We start from the raw sequence: 15795 nt of genomic DNA, 5'->3' as shown, positions 1-15795 counted from the left end.
TTTTGAAAGGAATCATTTTAGCCGGTGGTAGTGGTACAAGACTATATCCTTTAACTCGATCCGTATCAAAGCAATTATTACCCGTGTATGATAAACCTATGATTTACTATCCAATCTCAATCTTAATGTTAGCTGGGATTAAAGAAATATTAATAATCTCCACCCCAGAGGATACATCTAGGTTTGAACAACTCCTAGGCGATGGTTCAGAACTAGGGATAAAATTAGAATACGCTATTCAACCTACCCCAGACGGTCTTGCTCAAGCCTTTATTATTGGTGAAGAATTTATTGGGGATGATAATGTTGCATTAGTATTGGGAGATAACATTTTTTATGGTCATGGTTTTACAGAATTACTTCAAAAGGCAGCTCAAAGAAGAGATGGTGCAACTGTATTTGGATACAATGTTAAAGATCCAGAGAGGTTTGGTGTGGTTGGTTTTAATGAGGATGGAAAAGCTACTTCAATTGAAGAAAAACCGTCCGTTCCTAAGTCGAATTATGCTGTCACCGGGCTTTACTTTTATGACAATAGAGTTGTAGAAATCGCTAAGAATATTCAGCCCTCTGATCGCGGAGAGTTAGAAATCACTTCAGTTAATGAAGCATACCTAAAGTTAGATGATTTACATGTTGAACTGTTAGGAAGAGGATTTGCATGGCTAGATACAGGAACTCATGAGTCATTATTAGAAGCATCAACATTTATAGAAACAATTGAAAAAAGACAAAGCTTAAAAGTAGCATGTCTCGAAGAAATTGCCTTTAGAAAAGGGTATATTACTAAGCATCAATTGTTAGCCCTTGCAGAACCTTTAAGTAAAAATGAGTATGGAAAATATCTTATAGATGTAGCTAATAGAATCCAACATAATGAAGCATTGGTAGGTGTTTAATTTGAAAGTAACTGAAACAAAATTAGATGGTGTAGTTATATTAGAACCAAAATCGTTTGGTGATAGTAGAGGTTTTTTTATGGAAAGCTATAATAAAGAGGTGTTTGAGAAGGAAGGTCTAAATTATAGTTTTTTGCAAGATAATCACTCTCTTTCAGTAGAACCGGGAGTATTAAGAGGTCTTCATTATCAACTTAGTGAAAAAGCTCAAACTAAATTGGTGCGAGTCGTAACGGGCGCTATTTATGACGTGGCAGTTGATATTCGAAAAAATTCTTCAACTTATGGCAAATGGGTTGGCGTAGTATTAAGTGAACATAATAAAAGACAACTTCTTGTACCAAAAGGTTTTGCTCATGGTTTTTGCACTTTAACATCTAATACCAATGTGATCTATAAAGTAGATGAAATATATTCTCCTAATCATGATAGAGGAATTGCTTGGAATGATCCAGAAATTGATATTGATTGGCCTGTTTCAAATCCTATTTTATCAGACAAAGATATGATACAACCATTATTAAAAGAAGCTGAAAATGACTTTGCTTTGGAGGTTATTAAATGAAAATTTTAGTAACTGGTGGTGCAGGATTTATAGGTAGTAATTTTGTTCACTTTATACTAGAGAAATATCCTACCTATGAAATTGTTAATTACGACATACTTACCTACGCAGGAAATCTTGAGAACTTAAAAGGTTTAGAGAGTAATACAAATTATTCATTTGTTAGAGGAGACATTACAAACAAAGAATTAATAGATTATGTAGTTAAAGACTTTAAAATAGATGTAATTGTTAATTTTGCTGCTGAGTCCCATGTTGATCGTAGTATTACCCAACCCAACATTTTTATTACCAGTAATGTTTTAGGTACACAAACCCTTTTAGATGTGGCACGCGAAAACAATGTCTTCAAATATGTTCAAGTGTCTACTGATGAAGTGTATGGGTCACTTGGTGAAACGGGTTACTTTACTGAAAATTCTCCATTAAAACCTAATAGTCCGTATTCTGCTAGCAAAGCGGCGGCAGATATGTTGGTTCAGTCCTATTTTGAAACGTTTGACATGAATGTAAATATTACTCGTTGTTCAAATAATTATGGTCCTTTTCATTTTCCAGAGAAATTAATACCTCTTATGGTAACTAATGCTCTAGAAGATAAGGAATTGCCCATTTATGGTGATGGTAACAATATTCGTGACTGGTTACATGTAAAAGACCATTGTTCTGCGATCGATTTAGTAATACATAATGGTGATTCAGGTGAAGTTTATAATGTGGGTGGTCATAACGAGCGTACAAATAATGAAATCGTTAAAATAGTTGTTGAAAATTTAGGAGTTTCAGAGAGTTTGATAACCTATGTAGAAGATCGATTAGGTCACGATAAAAGGTATGCAATCGATCCTACCAAGATTACCGAAAAATTAGGCTGGCAACCCCAATATACCTTTGACACTGGTATCGAAGAAACAATTCGTTGGTACTTAGAAAATCAGGATTGGTGGAAAAATATTAAGTCAGGTGAGTATCAAGACTATTATAAAAAACAGTATGGGGAACAAGTCAATGTCTGAAATCGTACTAGTCACTGGGAGTAGTGGTCAGTTAGGTAGTGATGTCGTTAGTATATTAAGCAAAGAGAATTATAAAGTGTTTGGTTTTTCAAGAAGTGAACTGGATATCACCAGCATTGATAATGTCGAACAAATTTTTAATGATATCAATCCAGACATAGTAATTCATTGTGCCGCTTATACAAATGTAGATTTAGCAGAAGAGAACAGCGATGATGCATTTAGAGTAAATGCTATTGGTACTCGGAATTTAGCTGCAGCTTCAGAAGAGGCAGGTGCTAAATTGGTATATATAAGTACGGACTATGTATTTAATGGGGAAGGGAATCTGCCGTACACAGAATTTGATACAACCTCTCCTCTTGGAATTTATGGTCGGTCAAAGTTAGCTGGAGAAAAGCATGTAGAAACCCTATGTAATAGATTTTTTATTTTGCGTACATCATGGGTCTATGGTGCTAATGGGAAAAATTTCGTAAAAACTATGCTCAAGCTTGCCGAGGATAAATCTTCAATAGATGTTGTGGATGATCAACAGGGCTGTCCAACCTATACTATGGACCTTGTTAAATGTATATCTTTACTAATTAAAACAAAGAAATATGGCACTTATCATGTTTCGAATTCTGGTTCATGTTCATGGTATGAGTTTGCAAAGGCTATATTTACTAAAGCAGGAATAAATATTAATGTTAATCCAGTTACTACAGAAAATTTCCCACGACCAGCTGAAAGACCTAAGTACTCAGTATTTGGGCATTTGAATTTAAGATTAAATGAATTTCCCGAAATGAGAAATTGGCAATCAGCTTTAGATGAGTTTTTAAAGCAAGAGAGCGAGGTAACTCAATGAAAGTAATAGCAGTTATTCCCTCAAGACATGGTTCAACTCGTTTTCCAGGTAAACCATTGGCATTAATTTCAAATAAACCAATGATTCAACACGTAGTAGAAAAAGTTCAGAGAGCAAAACAGTTGGACAGAGTAGTTGTAGCTACTGACCATCAGGAAATATATGATACAGTTATTGAATTCGGTGGGGAAGCAGTCTTAACCAATAAGAATCACGAATCCGGATCTGACCGTATGGCAGAGGTAGCAGCTAAGATACATGGTGATTTTTTTGTTAACGTACAAGGGGATGAGCCTTTAATTAGACCGGAATTAATCGACCAAATCGTTAGGATTGCTAAAGAGAATGAATCTAGTGTAGTTACTGCAAAAGTGAAACTGGAAGAAGCTGAAGATATCTTAAGTCCTAATGTTGTGAAAGTGGTCACGGATAATCAGAGGAATGCACTATACTTTTCGAGGTCTCCAATCCCTTATAATCGTTCGAAAAGCAATGTAGATTACTATAAACATCTAGGAATCTATTGTTATCCCAAAAGAGTACTCCAACAATATGTGACTTTACCTAAATCTACATTAGAAATGACAGAGATGCTGGAACAATTAAGGTTGTTAGATAACGGATTTAATATCAAAGTACTTCAAACTTCTTATGATGCTATTGGCGTGGATACACCTGAAGATATTCTTAAAGTAGAAAAAATATTGGAGGCTCAACATGGTTAATGAAATTAGATTGAATGACCAAATTGCGTTTGGTGGAAATAATCCCTTTGTTTTAATTGCTGGTCCATGCATGATTGAAAGTGAAGACCTCGTTTTTGAAATCGCAGGGAAAATGAAAGAGACCACGAACAAGTTAGGGATCCCTTACGTATTTAAAGCTTCTTTTGATAAGGCCAATCGCTCTTCAATCCATTCAGAAAGAGGGCCAGGATTAGAAAAAGGCCTAGAAATTCTATCAAAAATAAAAAGAGAATTTGATGTGCCTGTTACTTCAGATATTCATGATTACACTCAAGCAGAAGCTGCTGGAGAAGTATTAGATATTATTCAAATACCAGCTTTTCTATGTCGCCAAACTGATTTATTAGTTGCTGCTGCTAAAACCGGAAAGATTATTAATGTGAAAAAAGGACAATTTCTTGCTCCGTGGGACATGAAGAATGTTGTAGTCAAGTTGAAAGAATCAGGTAACGAAAATATTCTGCTCACTGAGCGAGGATCAACGTTCGGATATAATAACTTAGTGGTTGATATGAGATCTCTCATCACTATGCGTGAACTTGACGTTCCTGTTGTATTTGATGCAACTCACAGTGTCCAAATTCCAGGGGGCCAGGGAACAAGCACTGGTGGGAAAAGAGAATTTGTACCTTATTTATCTCGTGCAGCTGCTGGAGTTGGCATGGATGCACTATTTACGGAAGTTCATCCTAATCCAGATCAGGCGCTTTCTGATGGACCAAACACGTTAAAGTTAGATGAAATAGAAGAAATTTTAAAGCCGGTAGTAGAAATTGATCGTTTAGTAAAAAGCTTATAAAGGTGGCTACTAAAATGACTACTTCAATTAATCAAAGACAAGATTACCTTACTAGTGTGAAGGAAGTACTTGAAATTGAAGCAAATGCAATTCTTTCTCTGAAGGATAGCTTGAACGGCGAGATCAACCAAACAATCGAAATGATTTTAGATTGTAAAAGTAGAGTTATTGTGACAGGAATGGGGAAATCAGGTCTAATTGCTCAAAAAATTGTTGCTACCCTTTCGAGCACAGGTACACCCTCACTTTTTCTACATCCAGCAGAAGGTTTGCATGGAGACTTAGGAATGGTGACTAAAGATGATGTTGTCATCGCAATATCCAATAGCGGAGAAACGGAAGAATTACTAAATATCTTGCCTTCTTTAAAGCGAATTGGGCCCAAGATGGTAGCGCTTGTTGGAAGAGAAAATTCTACGTTAGCTGATAAATCAGATGTTATTCTTTCAATTGGCAAGGTTGAGGAAGCATGTCCACTCGGACTGGCGCCAACTACTAGCACAACAGTGACTCTTGCAATTGGCGATGCGATCGCAATTGCTTTGTTAAAAGCTCGTGATTTTAAACCAGAAAACTTCGCGTTATATCATCCGGGAGGTTCCTTAGGTCGCAAATTATTACTTACGATTCAGGATGTGATTGATGCCAATCCTAATAACCCAACTGTCGATGAGAATAAAGAAGTAAAAGAAGTGCTATTTGAAATGACAAAGTCAGGGCTTGGGGCTATTTCAATTATTGGGGAATCAGGAAAGTTAGAAGGTATTTTAACTGATGGTGATATTCGTAGAGCACTTGCTGAAGGAAATCATATTCTTGAGACACCAGTCAATAAACTTTACACAAAACATCCTATAACAATACCTAATACTCTATTAGCGGCGGAAGCACTTAAAATAATGGAGGACAAACGAGTAAACGTCCTACCTGTTCTTAATGAGAATACTGAACCGATCGCAATGGTACACATTCATGATTTAACAAAGATGGGGTTATAAATGGATTCAACGATTAAGCTAATCATATTCGATGTAGATGGCGTTTTAACGGATGGAACTTTATTAATCGGTTCTGATGGTACAGAATATAAAGGGTTTAATACTCAAGATGGAATGGGAATTAGCCTCGCAAGATTCGCGGGTATCAAAACCGCTATTATTACTGGAAGAAAATCGAAGGCTGTAGAAAAAAGAGCTAATGAACTGTCGGTAGATTACGTATTTCAAGGTATTCATCATAAAGTTCACTGTTTAGAAGAAATGATCCAGGAATTGGGTATTACCTCTGAAGAAGTCTGTTACATAGGCGATGATTTAAATGATATTCCAATTCTCAATTTAGTTGGCTTCCCTTGTTCTCCATCTAACGCAGTTGAATTAGTAAAAAGTAGGTCAAATTACGTATCAACTGCAGCTGGTGGGAAGGGGGCAGTAAGGGAGATTTTAGATTATTATCTCGCTACGCAATTTGATTACGAATTATTAGTGGAGCAATTTATTGAAAGTAAAAAGGAAATAAATCAATAGGCTAGTAAAATTGCTAGCCTTTTCTACTGATGAGGTGACATATGAGTAATTGTGTAATATGTGAGAAACACGTATCTAACTCTTCTCTTTTAATTTTTCAAGACAATCTTGTGAATGTATATCACGGACCACTAGACTCTGGACTTCTTGGATATATTCATGTAGAGCCCAGGAGACATGTAGAGAACTTATACGAGTTTACTGAAGAAGAGACTATCCATATCAATAAGGTGATTAAGCATTCAACAAAATTATTAAATGAGTATGTGGATGCTGTTCGAGTCTATGTTGTCACGATAAGTGAAGCTGTACGTCATCAACATTTTCATTTAATACCTAGGACAGCAGATTCAGATTCAAAAGGACTTTCATTGATTGAACAAGCCACTCAGCAGAAAGCATCTGAAAGTTTACAAAGCATAGTGGTTGAAGATTTGATAAAAAGGTTGAAACCTGAATTAATGTACTTATTATCGTAGAGAGTATGGTGAGTATGCTAAATAAAATAGATTTAACCTCCATTATACATATTGCAATGAATGCAGGTAATAGAATACTTGATGTATATAATTCTGAAAACTTTCAAGTTGAACATAAAAAAGATGATTCTCCTTTAACACTTGCGGATAAAAAGTCTCATGAAGCTATCGAAAATGGTTTGAATTCATTAGAATTAAAACTACCAATTCTTAGTGAAGAAGGGGAACACTTAGCTTTTGAAGATAGAAAAGACTGGGAATACTTTTGGCTTGTAGATCCATTAGATGGTACGAAAGAATTTATTAAACGAAACGGTGAATTTACTGTTAATATTGCACTTATTCATAATGGGCATCCAGTACTAGGTGTCATTTATGCACCGGTTTTAGATACACTTTACGTAGCAAAAGAAGAGTTAGGTTCATTCAAACTTAGCAAAGTGGCTAATAAAGACTTCAATTCAATTGAAGAGTTTACATCAGTTGCATTGAAACTACCTCTAGAGAAGAAAGAAGAGAAAATTTCTGCAGTAGCTAGCCGATCTCACCTTTCTCCAGAAACGGAAGAATACTTAAATAATGTAAAAGAGAAGTATGGTGAAATCAACATTACTTCAGCAGGCAGCTCTCTTAAACTTTGTCTTGTAGCAGAAGGAACTGCTGAGGTTTACCCTAGATTTGCTCCAACAATGGAATGGGATACTGGAGCCGGGCATGCAATAGTCATTCATGCTGGTGGAACTGTTACACATACTGATTTTAATGAACCATTAGTTTATAATAAGGAAAATTTATTGAATCCGTGGTTTATTGTAAGAAAAAAAGGATTTGATTTATAAATTATTCAATTTTCAACTTATGGGCGAACCAATTGGCTAATCCAATTGGTTCGCCTTTTATAGACTGAATATTCAAACTTTACCTCTGGAAGGAAGATACACATGAAAGTAAGAAAAGCGATTATTCCAGCTGCTGGTTTAGGAACAAGATTCCTCCCAGCAACAAAAGCCCAACCAAAAGAGATGTTGCCAATTGTAGATAAACCAACCATTCAATACATAGTAGAAGAAGCTGTTGCAGCTGGAATTGAAGATATTATTATTGTAAGCGGTCGAGGCAAGCGTGCAATAGAAGACCATTTTGACAAATCGTATGAGTTAGAGGAAACCCTAACTAAGAAACAAAAGATGAAAATGTATGAAGAAGTTCAAGAGATTTCAAACCTAGCCAACATTCATTACATACGTCAAAAAGAACCTAAAGGTTTGGGGCATGCCATTGGTTGTGCAAGCAGTTTTATTGGGAACGAACCTTTTGCGGTGTTACTGGGAGACGATATTGTACGATCAGAAACGCCGTGTATTGGTCAATTAATGGATGTTTACAATCGTTACAATAATTCCGTTGTTGGTGTACAACAAGTTGCAGATGAGGATGTTTCGAAATACGGAATCATTGCACCAAAAGGCGGAATGCTAGAAAAAGGTGTTATCCCTGTGGCATCACTTGTTGAAAAGCCTTCATTAGATGAAGCTCCTTCAAATCATGCTATTCTTGGACGCTATGTTCTTACTCCAGAGATCTTCACTATTCTTGAAACGCTGCCTACTGGTGCAGGTGGAGAAGTACAGCTAACGGATGCTATAAAAGTATTAAATGAATCCCAAGCCGTTATTGCTCATGAGTTTGAAGGGAATCGCTATGATGTAGGCGATAAGTTTGGCTTTATTAAGGCAACGGTTGATTTTGCTCTTAGTAGAGATGACCTTCAAGGTGAAGTATTGGAATATCTAAAAGAAGTGGTTGAAAAGGAACTCACATGTAGTTAACAATATGTGAGTTTCATTCATTAATCCTATTTAATTTTTAAAGATAGTATTGAGTTTATAAGAAATCATCTATAGAATATGTAATGGATATTACAAGATTTTTCTTAATTAAAGGAGTTAAACAATGGAAAAAGTATTGATTTTCGGTCACAAAAACCCTGATACAGATACAATTGTAAACGCTAGAATAAAGTTGACAGTAATCGCTTGATGAGATTTTACACTTTTGCTCTATTAACCTAATACTTTAGTAAAATAGTCTGTAAGGTTATTTACTGGAGGTTAGGGTGTTGGAGGAGAAATTAGTGTTATATGTTAAGATTCAGGAATTACATAAGCGGAAGTTAAAAATAGCACAAATTGCTAAGGAGCTTAAGATCTCAAGACCAACTGTCTATAAGTATTTGGCGATGAGCTTTGATGAAGCAAGAGCTTACACTGAACAGCCACTCGGAAGGAACAAGAAGTTAGACAGCTACAAAGACTGGATACTTGCTTGGTTAGAAGAGTACCCTCATCTGAGTGCTGCACAAATTCATGATTGGCTTCTCGAGAGATATCCCGACCTCATGGTCGGTGGAAGTACAGTGAGGTCTTACGTAAAAGAAGTCAGGGAAGTCTATCAAATTGAGAAAAAGGTAAATGTTCGTCAGTACGAGGCAGTTCCTGAACAACCAATGGGAAAACAACTTCAGGTAGACTGGGGTGAAACAAAACAGAAAACGACTGATAGTAAAGAGATCAAACTGTACTTTATCGCATTTGTACTCGCCCACTCAAGGTATAAATATATGGAATGGCAAACATCTCCTTTTACCACAAGAGATGCGATTCGGTGCCATGAAAACGCATTTCAATTCTACGGAGGACATACCAACGAAATCGTGTATGATCAGGATCATTTAATTACAGTCAGCGAGAATGCAGGACAGCTACTTTTAACAGCTGAGTTTCAAAGTTATGTGAATGAACGTAAGTTTAGAATTCATTTATGTAGAAGAGCTGACCCTGAATCCAAAGGCATGATTGAAAATGTAGTGAAGTACATAAAAGGTAACTTCGCAGACAGTCGAGTTTTCAGTGATATAGAGGATTGGAATCACCGAGGATTACAGTGGCTCCAGCGTACTGGGAACCATCAAGTTCATCAAACAACGAAAAAAAGACCAGCAGAAGTGTTTCTCCTCGAAAAGCAACACTTACAGCCAGTCTCTTCGTTACTTTCATTTGAAAGTACCAGTAAGCAAAGTATAACAAGAACCGTAAGCAAGGACAATACAATCCGTTATAAGTCAAACCGTTATTCCGTCCCACTAGGGACTCACCAAACAAAGTCTGAAAACCTTGTTTTGATTGAACTGAAAGGTGATGAACAACAGACACTCGTGATTCGAAAGGAATCAAAGGGTGAAGTGATCGCCGAGCATGAGATTAGTTTAGAAAAAGGGAAATTGATTCAAAACCGCAATCATATACGTGATCGCTCAAAAGGAATTGAAGAGTTTAAACAACGTTTGATTTCCTTTTTCGAAGATCAAAATCAGGCAGCTGTTTATTTTGATGAAATTAGCCAGAGATACCGACGGTATCGTCGAGACCAGTTCGCAATCATTCATCGGGTGATTCAACGGTATCCATCATTTATCGATTCTGCGATAAGCAAGTGTATGACAGACAGACTGTTCAGTGCAAACGATTTTCGTGATCTTGCACATCATCTTCATACAACGAATCATCAACCTGTCCAAGAAATAGAATCGCATTATTCAAATCTAGCCAAACATACTGATATTAAGGCCTCTACTCGATCCTTAAATACGTATACTAGCATTTTAGGAGGTAGGGTCTGATGAATAAGACTGTGAATGAATTACGGGAACAATTTCGTCAGTTACGACTGGCAGAAACCGCGGAGAAGCTCCCACAGCTTCTTCGCGAAGCTGAAAAATCTTCATGGACTTACTTAGAATTCTTAGAATCTATTACGGGATATGAATTAGCAAAACGTGAAGCAAAAAACCTTGAAAAAAGAATGAAATGGGCACGCTTCCCTTTCGAAAAGTCACTAGATGAGTTTGAATTGAAAGGCCAAAACGTTCTGACTGCAAGAGAATTAGCTCAACTCAGAGAGTTAAGCTGGCTGGAACAGCAGTACAACTTAATTCTTCTAGGTCCGCCTGGCATTGGGAAAACATACATCGCCATTGGACTTGGACTCGAAGCCGTTTACAGAGGATTTAATGTTTACTTCGCTACTATGGGTGAGCTTGTACAACTCTTAAAGACTGAAGAATACCTAAACAAATCAAAGGTACAACTCAAACGCCTTAGAAGTGCTGACCTGGTGATTATTGATGATTTGATGTATATGGCAATGGATCAAAGAGAAGCAAACTTATTCTTTCATCTTATTAATCATTTATACGAACGAAGTTCGATCATCCTTACATCAAATAAAAGTCCTGATGAGTGGGGGCATTTAATTGGGGATCAGGGCATAACAACAGCCATTTTGGATCGTTTACTTCATCGTGTTGAAGTTATCCACGGCGGAGAAAATGAGGAAAGTCATCGTATGAAGAATCGGAAAAGCATTTTTTCAGCAGAAGTGTAAAAAGGAAACGAGCAGAAAGTGTAAAATTCAACTTGACGTCTACAACAATTACCTCTGCACTTGTCTATGCAGATCTAAAAAGAAAGCTCGGCATGGATGTTGAACCAGTACGTTTAGGTGCTGTAAATGGTGAAACAGAGTATGCACTAGATCAATTTAATGTTGAAGCACCAAGAATGGTTCAAACCGTTTCCAATGAAACGAATGCGGTAATTCTTGTCGATCATAACGAACGTCAACAGAGTGCAGAAGACATCGAGAAAGTACGCGTGCTTGAAGTCATTGATCATCACCGTATTGCAAACTTTGAAACAGCTGATCCTGTTTACTATCGAGCAGAGCCAGTTGGGTGCACAGCTACGATTCTTAATAAAATGTATAAAGAAAAGAACATTCAAGTAGATAAGAGTATCGCTGGATTAATGCTTTCAGCAATTATCTCTGATTCCCTTCTTTTTAAATCGCCAACTTGTACGGAAGAAGATGTTCTTGCCGCTCGTGAACTTGCTGAAATCGCTGGAGTTGATGCTAAAACATACGGTCTTGAAATGTTGAAAGCCGGTGCTGATATGAGTAGTAAGACGCCAGCTGAATTAATTGAACTTGATGCAAAAGAATTTGGTATGGGTACTGCTAAAGTGGAAGTGGCTCAGGTGAATGTTGTAGATACACTTGATGTACTTGGTCGTAAAGAAGCAGTGGAAGTAGAAATGAGAAAAGTGCTTGAAGCAAAAGAACTAGATTTGTTTGTACTTGTTGTGACTGATATTCTTACTAATAACTCAACTGTTTTAGCGATTGGGGAGCATGCTGGGCATGTGGAGAAAGCTTTTAATGTGGACCTTGTTGAAAATATGGCAGTACTTGAAGGTGTCGTTTCTCGGAAGAAACAGATTGTGCCGGTATTAACAGAGGCGTTTACAGCTTAAAGTTGCTATAAGAAGTCGGACAGAATTCTATAATAGAATCTGTCCGGCTATTTTAGTATGTCCCTTTATGGAGCATTATAATTTCATTTTTTTGAAATCTAACTTAATTTATGGACTAAGCTTTCAGTTCTCTTCCATATAATTTCTGAAAAAGGTATATGTTTTGAGTTATATTTTCAACAACACTCTCATTTTTCATTTTATACTCATTATTGTTGCTCATTAGAATAAGTAAAAGAATATACGCAGCTAAAAAGCAAAAATTACTATGTGCATAAGTTTTTAAAGAAGCCATACTACTTCTAAATGGAGAAAACACTGCACCATGTGCTCTATCATTTCGGAAAGTATACAAGATTCCATTAATTAAAATATTTAATTTGTCTTCTAGGTCTATTTTGTACCCTCTTTTCGACTTTAAATCTATTTCAATTTGATGTTCTGTCTTTAATTTAATATCTAACTCAGTCTCATACTCTCTTTTTCCAAATGAAATTTCATCAAGATTATCGTTCCAGTCAAATAAACGATAAAATAGCATACTCCCTTTTCTAATTTCAGCGGGAGTATGAGGGGTATATCCATATTTATCATTAATCTCAACTAGAATTCTTGCTATTTTATCGTTTTCAATTTTCCCTCCGTTAAAACCGACTAATCTTCCTATTAATTGTCTGGTATCCTTATGACTTTGTTTAACAAGGTCCTCTTGTTCATCAAAGTTTTCATATAATCTTTTAAACAAATATTTACAAGACTGAACTGGTATATTCAAAAATAGAGAATCTATTGCTTCTTTTAATATAGCATTATTTTCAATTGCTGGTGTCCATATTTGTTTTATACACTTATTAATTGTATCTTTTCCATGCAAACCAGGAAAAACTTCAGAACTATATGTATCTATTATTCTCCAAATGAAATCAAATGATAGATCTGGACGATTGGGTAAGAAATCCAATGCATCAAGAAAAAGCGATAATAGTAAATTATAGGTGTTTTCCTCCAAGTAATTAAATTCAAAAGGTATAAACGTTATATTATTTGGTAATTCATTGATTTTTTCAAATAAACGCTTTTCAATTTCAAACTGCTCGTTATTTGGCCAATCTTTAATATATTGGACTCTACGTTTTTTGTATTCTGTTGTATCTTCAATTTCAGAGTAATGCATTTTAATTTCTTTTACATCTTCACTTATATTTATTCCCATATTAATTATCTCTCCAATTTTAAATAAATTATCCCAGTAACTTTTGGAATTGCGCGGACGTTTTTCATTAGCTTATCCAATTATTATTATCCAAGTCAATAACGGTTTAAAACTCCCTGATTTCAACGGGAAAAATCCCGAATATTAAAGCATCTTAGCTGGCTGTATGCCAGCTTTTGCTTTTTCTCTTAATCTGTAAGATCCACCTTTGATATTAAATGTAGTAGAGTGGTGAACAATTCGATCTAACATGGCCGTAGCCAGCACATCGTCACCAATAATCTTTCCCCATTCTACGTAAGATTTGTTTGAAGTTAAGATCATAGCTCCTTGTTCGTACCTTTTTGATATGATTTGAAACAGGGTATGAGCACTTACCTCATCGAAGGCAAAATAGCCTATTTCATCCATAATAAGAATATCTGGACGACAGTAACGCTTAATAATACGTTGGATAAGTCCTTCTTTATGTGCCTTCCGGCATTCACTGAAAAAATCATTCGCAGTAATGAAAAGAGCAGTGTGGCCCTGAGTTAACGCTTCTAGAAATCACGGGGACGGTTCTCGTGATTCTATATTGCAATAGTAGCATAAACAATTCATTGACTAGGGCTAGCATTGCCATATTATTGATCTACCATAGCCATTGTGAGGGTCGACCTCCGCTGCAATAGACTCCCACAACAAGGTGCAAGTCTAATACAGCGGAATTTTTTTGCAAGCAAGTCCCGGGGATTCCCGTAAGAAGAAAAAGTGATTATAACTACGATTAAAGAGTTAGGGTATCGAGATCTTTTTTAAAATAAATTATTGGTTTTGTCATATCTCTGTTATATCAAACATACCATATAGTGTTTAATAATATATGGTTGACGGAGAGCTGTCACCTTTCAGGCAGCTCTCCATCCTGAAGGTGACGGCTTTTTTCTGTTCACCGGAAGGAGACATTTGAATGGATAAAAACAAAGAAAATAATGAAACAAACAGAGGAAATAACGAAATTAATACGTTATTATCAAGCGATGACCAGTTCAAAAAGAATTGTGAATTAGCAGACTTTGGTCATGAATTAGCTAAACAAAGTGTGTATCCTGTCCTATTTAATGTAAAAAAAGTAAGTGAATTAGAAATTGTACCAACAGCTATTTATCGTGATGATGCTTGTCCTCAACTAAAAAGGCTGGATGGAAAACGTGCAATTGACTTTATTGTCAAAAAATCATCTAAAGCTTTCCCCCAGTTTTCGAAGCAAGGTTGCGAAAGTTATGTTCAAGAAAAGTGGAGAGATGATAAGTATCGATGCTTCAGAGATGTTAATTTTGGGGTGGGAAATCCTAACACAGTAAAAGGTGAAATTTTTAAGCTACAGGCAGCTTCACACTTCCTGTTTGGGTATGTAGATAAGCAGAAAAAAATTATCACTGAATGGTTATGTATTAAAGATTTAACAAGATTGGTTGAGTTAATTCATGAAGAAATGATACCATTCACAACCTACGAAGATGATAATGGTAAAATAAATATCTACATTCCGATAAGGATTTTAAAAGAATATAATTTTGTCCATTATCACTATCCAGATGACATTCAATAAAATATAAAATGTGAAACGATGCGTTTTTTCTTATTAGAGGGGATATGAAATAATCAGATTGCTCATTGCCATTATAGGTGATGGGCTTTTATTTATGTTTTTATAGGTGAAAAGTTATATCCATAAATAACCAAGCATATCCTTTAAGTAAAATCATATGGGGAGCTTGGTTATATTGCGTTATAAAACACACATCGTAAGCTCGTTAACAGCAGGTGCTGGTTTGGCAATTATGTTAAATTATCCTTTTCATATTGGATATGTAATTGGGATATGTTTTGGTAGCTTACTGCCGGATATCGATGAGCCGCGATCGTTCATCGGTCGTAGATCCTTTGGGCTTTCTAAATATGTTAAACAAAGATATGGACATCGGGGAATTACACATAGTTTATTTGCCTGGCTGCTTGTATCAGTTGTTTCTTTAATCTACCCATCTTTCTTAACAGTTGGCATTTCGTTAGGATACCTGTTTCATTTAATTGGAGACTTATTTTCAGTACGAAGCATTCCTATTCTTGCCCCATTTAAACCAGTCCGTCCGAATCTCCCCTTTACATACAAAACAGGTAGTTTTACAGAGGACATATTACTCTACATTTTTACTTTTCTATTATTCTATTTTGTGTTTGCATTCGGAAAGCTCTACCCCTATTTGATTCAATCAACAGTAGAGTTAGTTTCTTCGGTTATTCACATATTAATGGATTACCTAAAGACAATATCCAAATGA

Annotated in this window: 17 protein-coding genes and 1 pseudogene; 16 read left to right on the top strand and 2 right to left on the bottom strand. The window is 35.9% G+C overall.

Going from position 1 to position 15795, the window contains the following annotated elements; genetic code table 11:
* The first annotated feature begins 2 nt into the window (after positions 1-2).
* The 14 genes from rfbA (at position 3) to ABVF21_RS06250 (ending at position 12255) form a co-directional block, all read left to right on the top strand.
* Complete coding sequence (rfbA, locus tag ABVF21_RS06315) at positions 3-899, top strand: glucose-1-phosphate thymidylyltransferase RfbA (RefSeq protein WP_371017764.1); 897 nt, start codon at positions 3-5, stop codon at positions 897-899.
* Between the two features lies 1 nt (position 900).
* Positions 901-1464: a dTDP-4-dehydrorhamnose 3,5-epimerase gene (gene rfbC / locus ABVF21_RS06310; protein ID WP_371017763.1), complete on the top strand. Its 564-nt coding sequence runs from the start codon at positions 901-903 to the stop codon at positions 1462-1464.
* Positions 1461-2480 (top strand): dTDP-glucose 4,6-dehydratase, encoded by a 1020-nt coding sequence (rfbB, locus tag ABVF21_RS06305; protein WP_371017762.1) that lies wholly within the window; start codon positions 1461-1463, stop codon positions 2478-2480. The genes rfbC and rfbB overlap by 4 nt, the downstream gene beginning before the upstream one ends.
* On the top strand, positions 2473-3333 hold the full coding sequence (gene rfbD / locus ABVF21_RS06300) for a dTDP-4-dehydrorhamnose reductase (RefSeq protein ID WP_371017761.1): 861 nt from the start codon (positions 2473-2475) through the stop codon (positions 3331-3333). Before rfbB ends, rfbD begins: the two co-directional genes overlap by 8 nt.
* Complete coding sequence (kdsB, locus tag ABVF21_RS06295; protein WP_371017760.1) at positions 3330-4058, top strand: 3-deoxy-manno-octulosonate cytidylyltransferase; 729 nt, start codon at positions 3330-3332, stop codon at positions 4056-4058. The genes rfbD and kdsB overlap by 4 nt, the downstream gene beginning before the upstream one ends.
* The gene (gene kdsA, locus ABVF21_RS06290) at positions 4051-4878 is read left to right on the top strand and encodes a 3-deoxy-8-phosphooctulonate synthase (protein WP_371017758.1); all 828 of its coding nucleotides are present in this window, start codon (positions 4051-4053) and stop codon (positions 4876-4878) included. Before kdsB ends, kdsA begins: the two co-directional genes overlap by 8 nt.
* Positions 4879-4892: 14 nt before the next feature.
* Positions 4893-5876, top strand: coding sequence for a KpsF/GutQ family sugar-phosphate isomerase (locus ABVF21_RS06285; protein ID WP_371017757.1), 984 nt, complete (start codon positions 4893-4895; stop codon positions 5874-5876).
* Positions 5877-6404 carry a KdsC family phosphatase gene (locus tag ABVF21_RS06280; RefSeq protein ID WP_371017756.1) on the top strand — a complete coding sequence of 176 codons (528 nt, stop codon included), beginning with the start codon at positions 5877-5879 and terminating at the stop codon, positions 6402-6404.
* 41 nt (positions 6405-6445) lie between these two features.
* Entirely contained in the window at positions 6446-6883 is a 438-nt protein-coding gene (locus tag ABVF21_RS06275) for an HIT family protein (protein ID WP_371017755.1), read from the top strand.
* Positions 6884-6897: 14 nt separating this feature from the next.
* Complete coding sequence (cysQ, locus tag ABVF21_RS06270; RefSeq protein WP_371017754.1) at positions 6898-7722, top strand: 3'(2'),5'-bisphosphate nucleotidase CysQ; 825 nt, start codon at positions 6898-6900, stop codon at positions 7720-7722.
* Positions 7723-7824: 102 nt separating this feature from the next.
* The gene (galU, locus tag ABVF21_RS06265) at positions 7825-8712 is read left to right on the top strand and encodes a UTP--glucose-1-phosphate uridylyltransferase GalU (protein WP_371017753.1); all 888 of its coding nucleotides are present in this window, start codon (positions 7825-7827) and stop codon (positions 8710-8712) included.
* A 305-nt stretch (positions 8713-9017) separates the two neighbouring features.
* Positions 9018-10562, top strand: coding sequence for an IS21 family transposase (gene istA / locus ABVF21_RS06260; RefSeq protein WP_371017948.1), 1545 nt, complete (start codon positions 9018-9020; stop codon positions 10560-10562).
* Positions 10562-11326, top strand: coding sequence for an IS21-like element helper ATPase IstB (gene istB, locus ABVF21_RS06255; RefSeq protein ID WP_371017751.1), 765 nt, complete (start codon positions 10562-10564; stop codon positions 11324-11326). The genes istA and istB overlap by 1 nt, the downstream gene beginning before the upstream one ends.
* 32 nt (positions 11327-11358) lie before the next feature.
* Complete coding sequence (locus ABVF21_RS06250) at positions 11359-12255, top strand: manganese-dependent inorganic pyrophosphatase (protein ID WP_371017750.1); 897 nt, start codon at positions 11359-11361, stop codon at positions 12253-12255.
* A 115-nt stretch (positions 12256-12370) separates the two neighbouring features.
* Here the strand turns inward: ABVF21_RS06250 and ABVF21_RS06245 are convergent, their stop codons facing one another.
* Positions 12371-13468 carry a hypothetical protein gene (locus ABVF21_RS06245; RefSeq protein WP_371017749.1) on the bottom strand — a complete coding sequence of 366 codons (1098 nt, stop codon included), beginning with the start codon at positions 13466-13468 and terminating at the stop codon, positions 12371-12373.
* 144 nt (positions 13469-13612) lie between these two features.
* Positions 13613-13999 (bottom strand): annotated as a pseudogene (locus ABVF21_RS06240) (ATP-binding protein); the annotation flags it as partial.
* Positions 14000-14420: 421 nt separating this feature from the next.
* On the opposite strand from ABVF21_RS06240, the gene ABVF21_RS06235 reads away from it, so the two are divergent.
* Positions 14421-15062, top strand: a complete 642-nt coding sequence (locus ABVF21_RS06235; protein ID WP_371017748.1) for a hypothetical protein — start codon at positions 14421-14423, stop codon at positions 15060-15062.
* A gap of 175 nt (positions 15063-15237) precedes the next feature.
* Positions 15238-15795 carry a metal-dependent hydrolase gene (locus ABVF21_RS06230; protein ID WP_371017747.1) on the top strand — a complete coding sequence of 186 codons (558 nt, stop codon included), beginning with the start codon at positions 15238-15240 and terminating at the stop codon, positions 15793-15795.

The organism is Pseudalkalibacillus sp. JSM 102089 (assembly GCF_041366475.1).
Lineage (GTDB): Bacteria > Bacillota > Bacilli > Bacillales > Guptibacillaceae > Guptibacillus > Guptibacillus hwajinpoensis_B.
The sequence above is the reverse complement of the archived record's forward strand: the minus strand, read 5'-3'. Positions and strand labels throughout refer to the sequence as shown.

Coding starts and splice junctions, on each gene's coding strand:
- rfbB (WP_371017762.1), top strand. CDS start 1,461: ATGAAAATTTTAGTAACTGGTGGTGCAGGATTTATAGGTAGTAATTTT.
- rfbD (WP_371017761.1), top strand. CDS start 2,473: ATGTCTGAAATCGTACTAGTCACTGGGAGTAGTGGTCAGTTAGGTAGT.
- kdsB (WP_371017760.1), top strand. CDS start 3,330: ATGAAAGTAATAGCAGTTATTCCCTCAAGACATGGTTCAACTCGTTTT.
- kdsA (WP_371017758.1), top strand. CDS start 4,051: ATGGTTAATGAAATTAGATTGAATGACCAAATTGCGTTTGGTGGAAAT.
- ABVF21_RS06285 (WP_371017757.1), top strand. CDS start 4,893: ATGACTACTTCAATTAATCAAAGACAAGATTACCTTACTAGTGTGAAG.
- ABVF21_RS06280 (WP_371017756.1), top strand. CDS start 5,877: ATGGATTCAACGATTAAGCTAATCATATTCGATGTAGATGGCGTTTTA.
- ABVF21_RS06275 (WP_371017755.1), top strand. CDS start 6,446: ATGAGTAATTGTGTAATATGTGAGAAACACGTATCTAACTCTTCTCTT.
- cysQ (WP_371017754.1), top strand. CDS start 6,898: ATGCTAAATAAAATAGATTTAACCTCCATTATACATATTGCAATGAAT.
- galU (WP_371017753.1), top strand. CDS start 7,825: ATGAAAGTAAGAAAAGCGATTATTCCAGCTGCTGGTTTAGGAACAAGA.
- istB (WP_371017751.1), top strand. CDS start 10,562: ATGAATAAGACTGTGAATGAATTACGGGAACAATTTCGTCAGTTACGA.
- ABVF21_RS06245 (WP_371017749.1), bottom strand. CDS start 13,468: ATGGGAATAAATATAAGTGAAGATGTAAAAGAAATTAAAATGCATTAC.
- ABVF21_RS06235 (WP_371017748.1), top strand. CDS start 14,421: ATGGATAAAAACAAAGAAAATAATGAAACAAACAGAGGAAATAACGAA.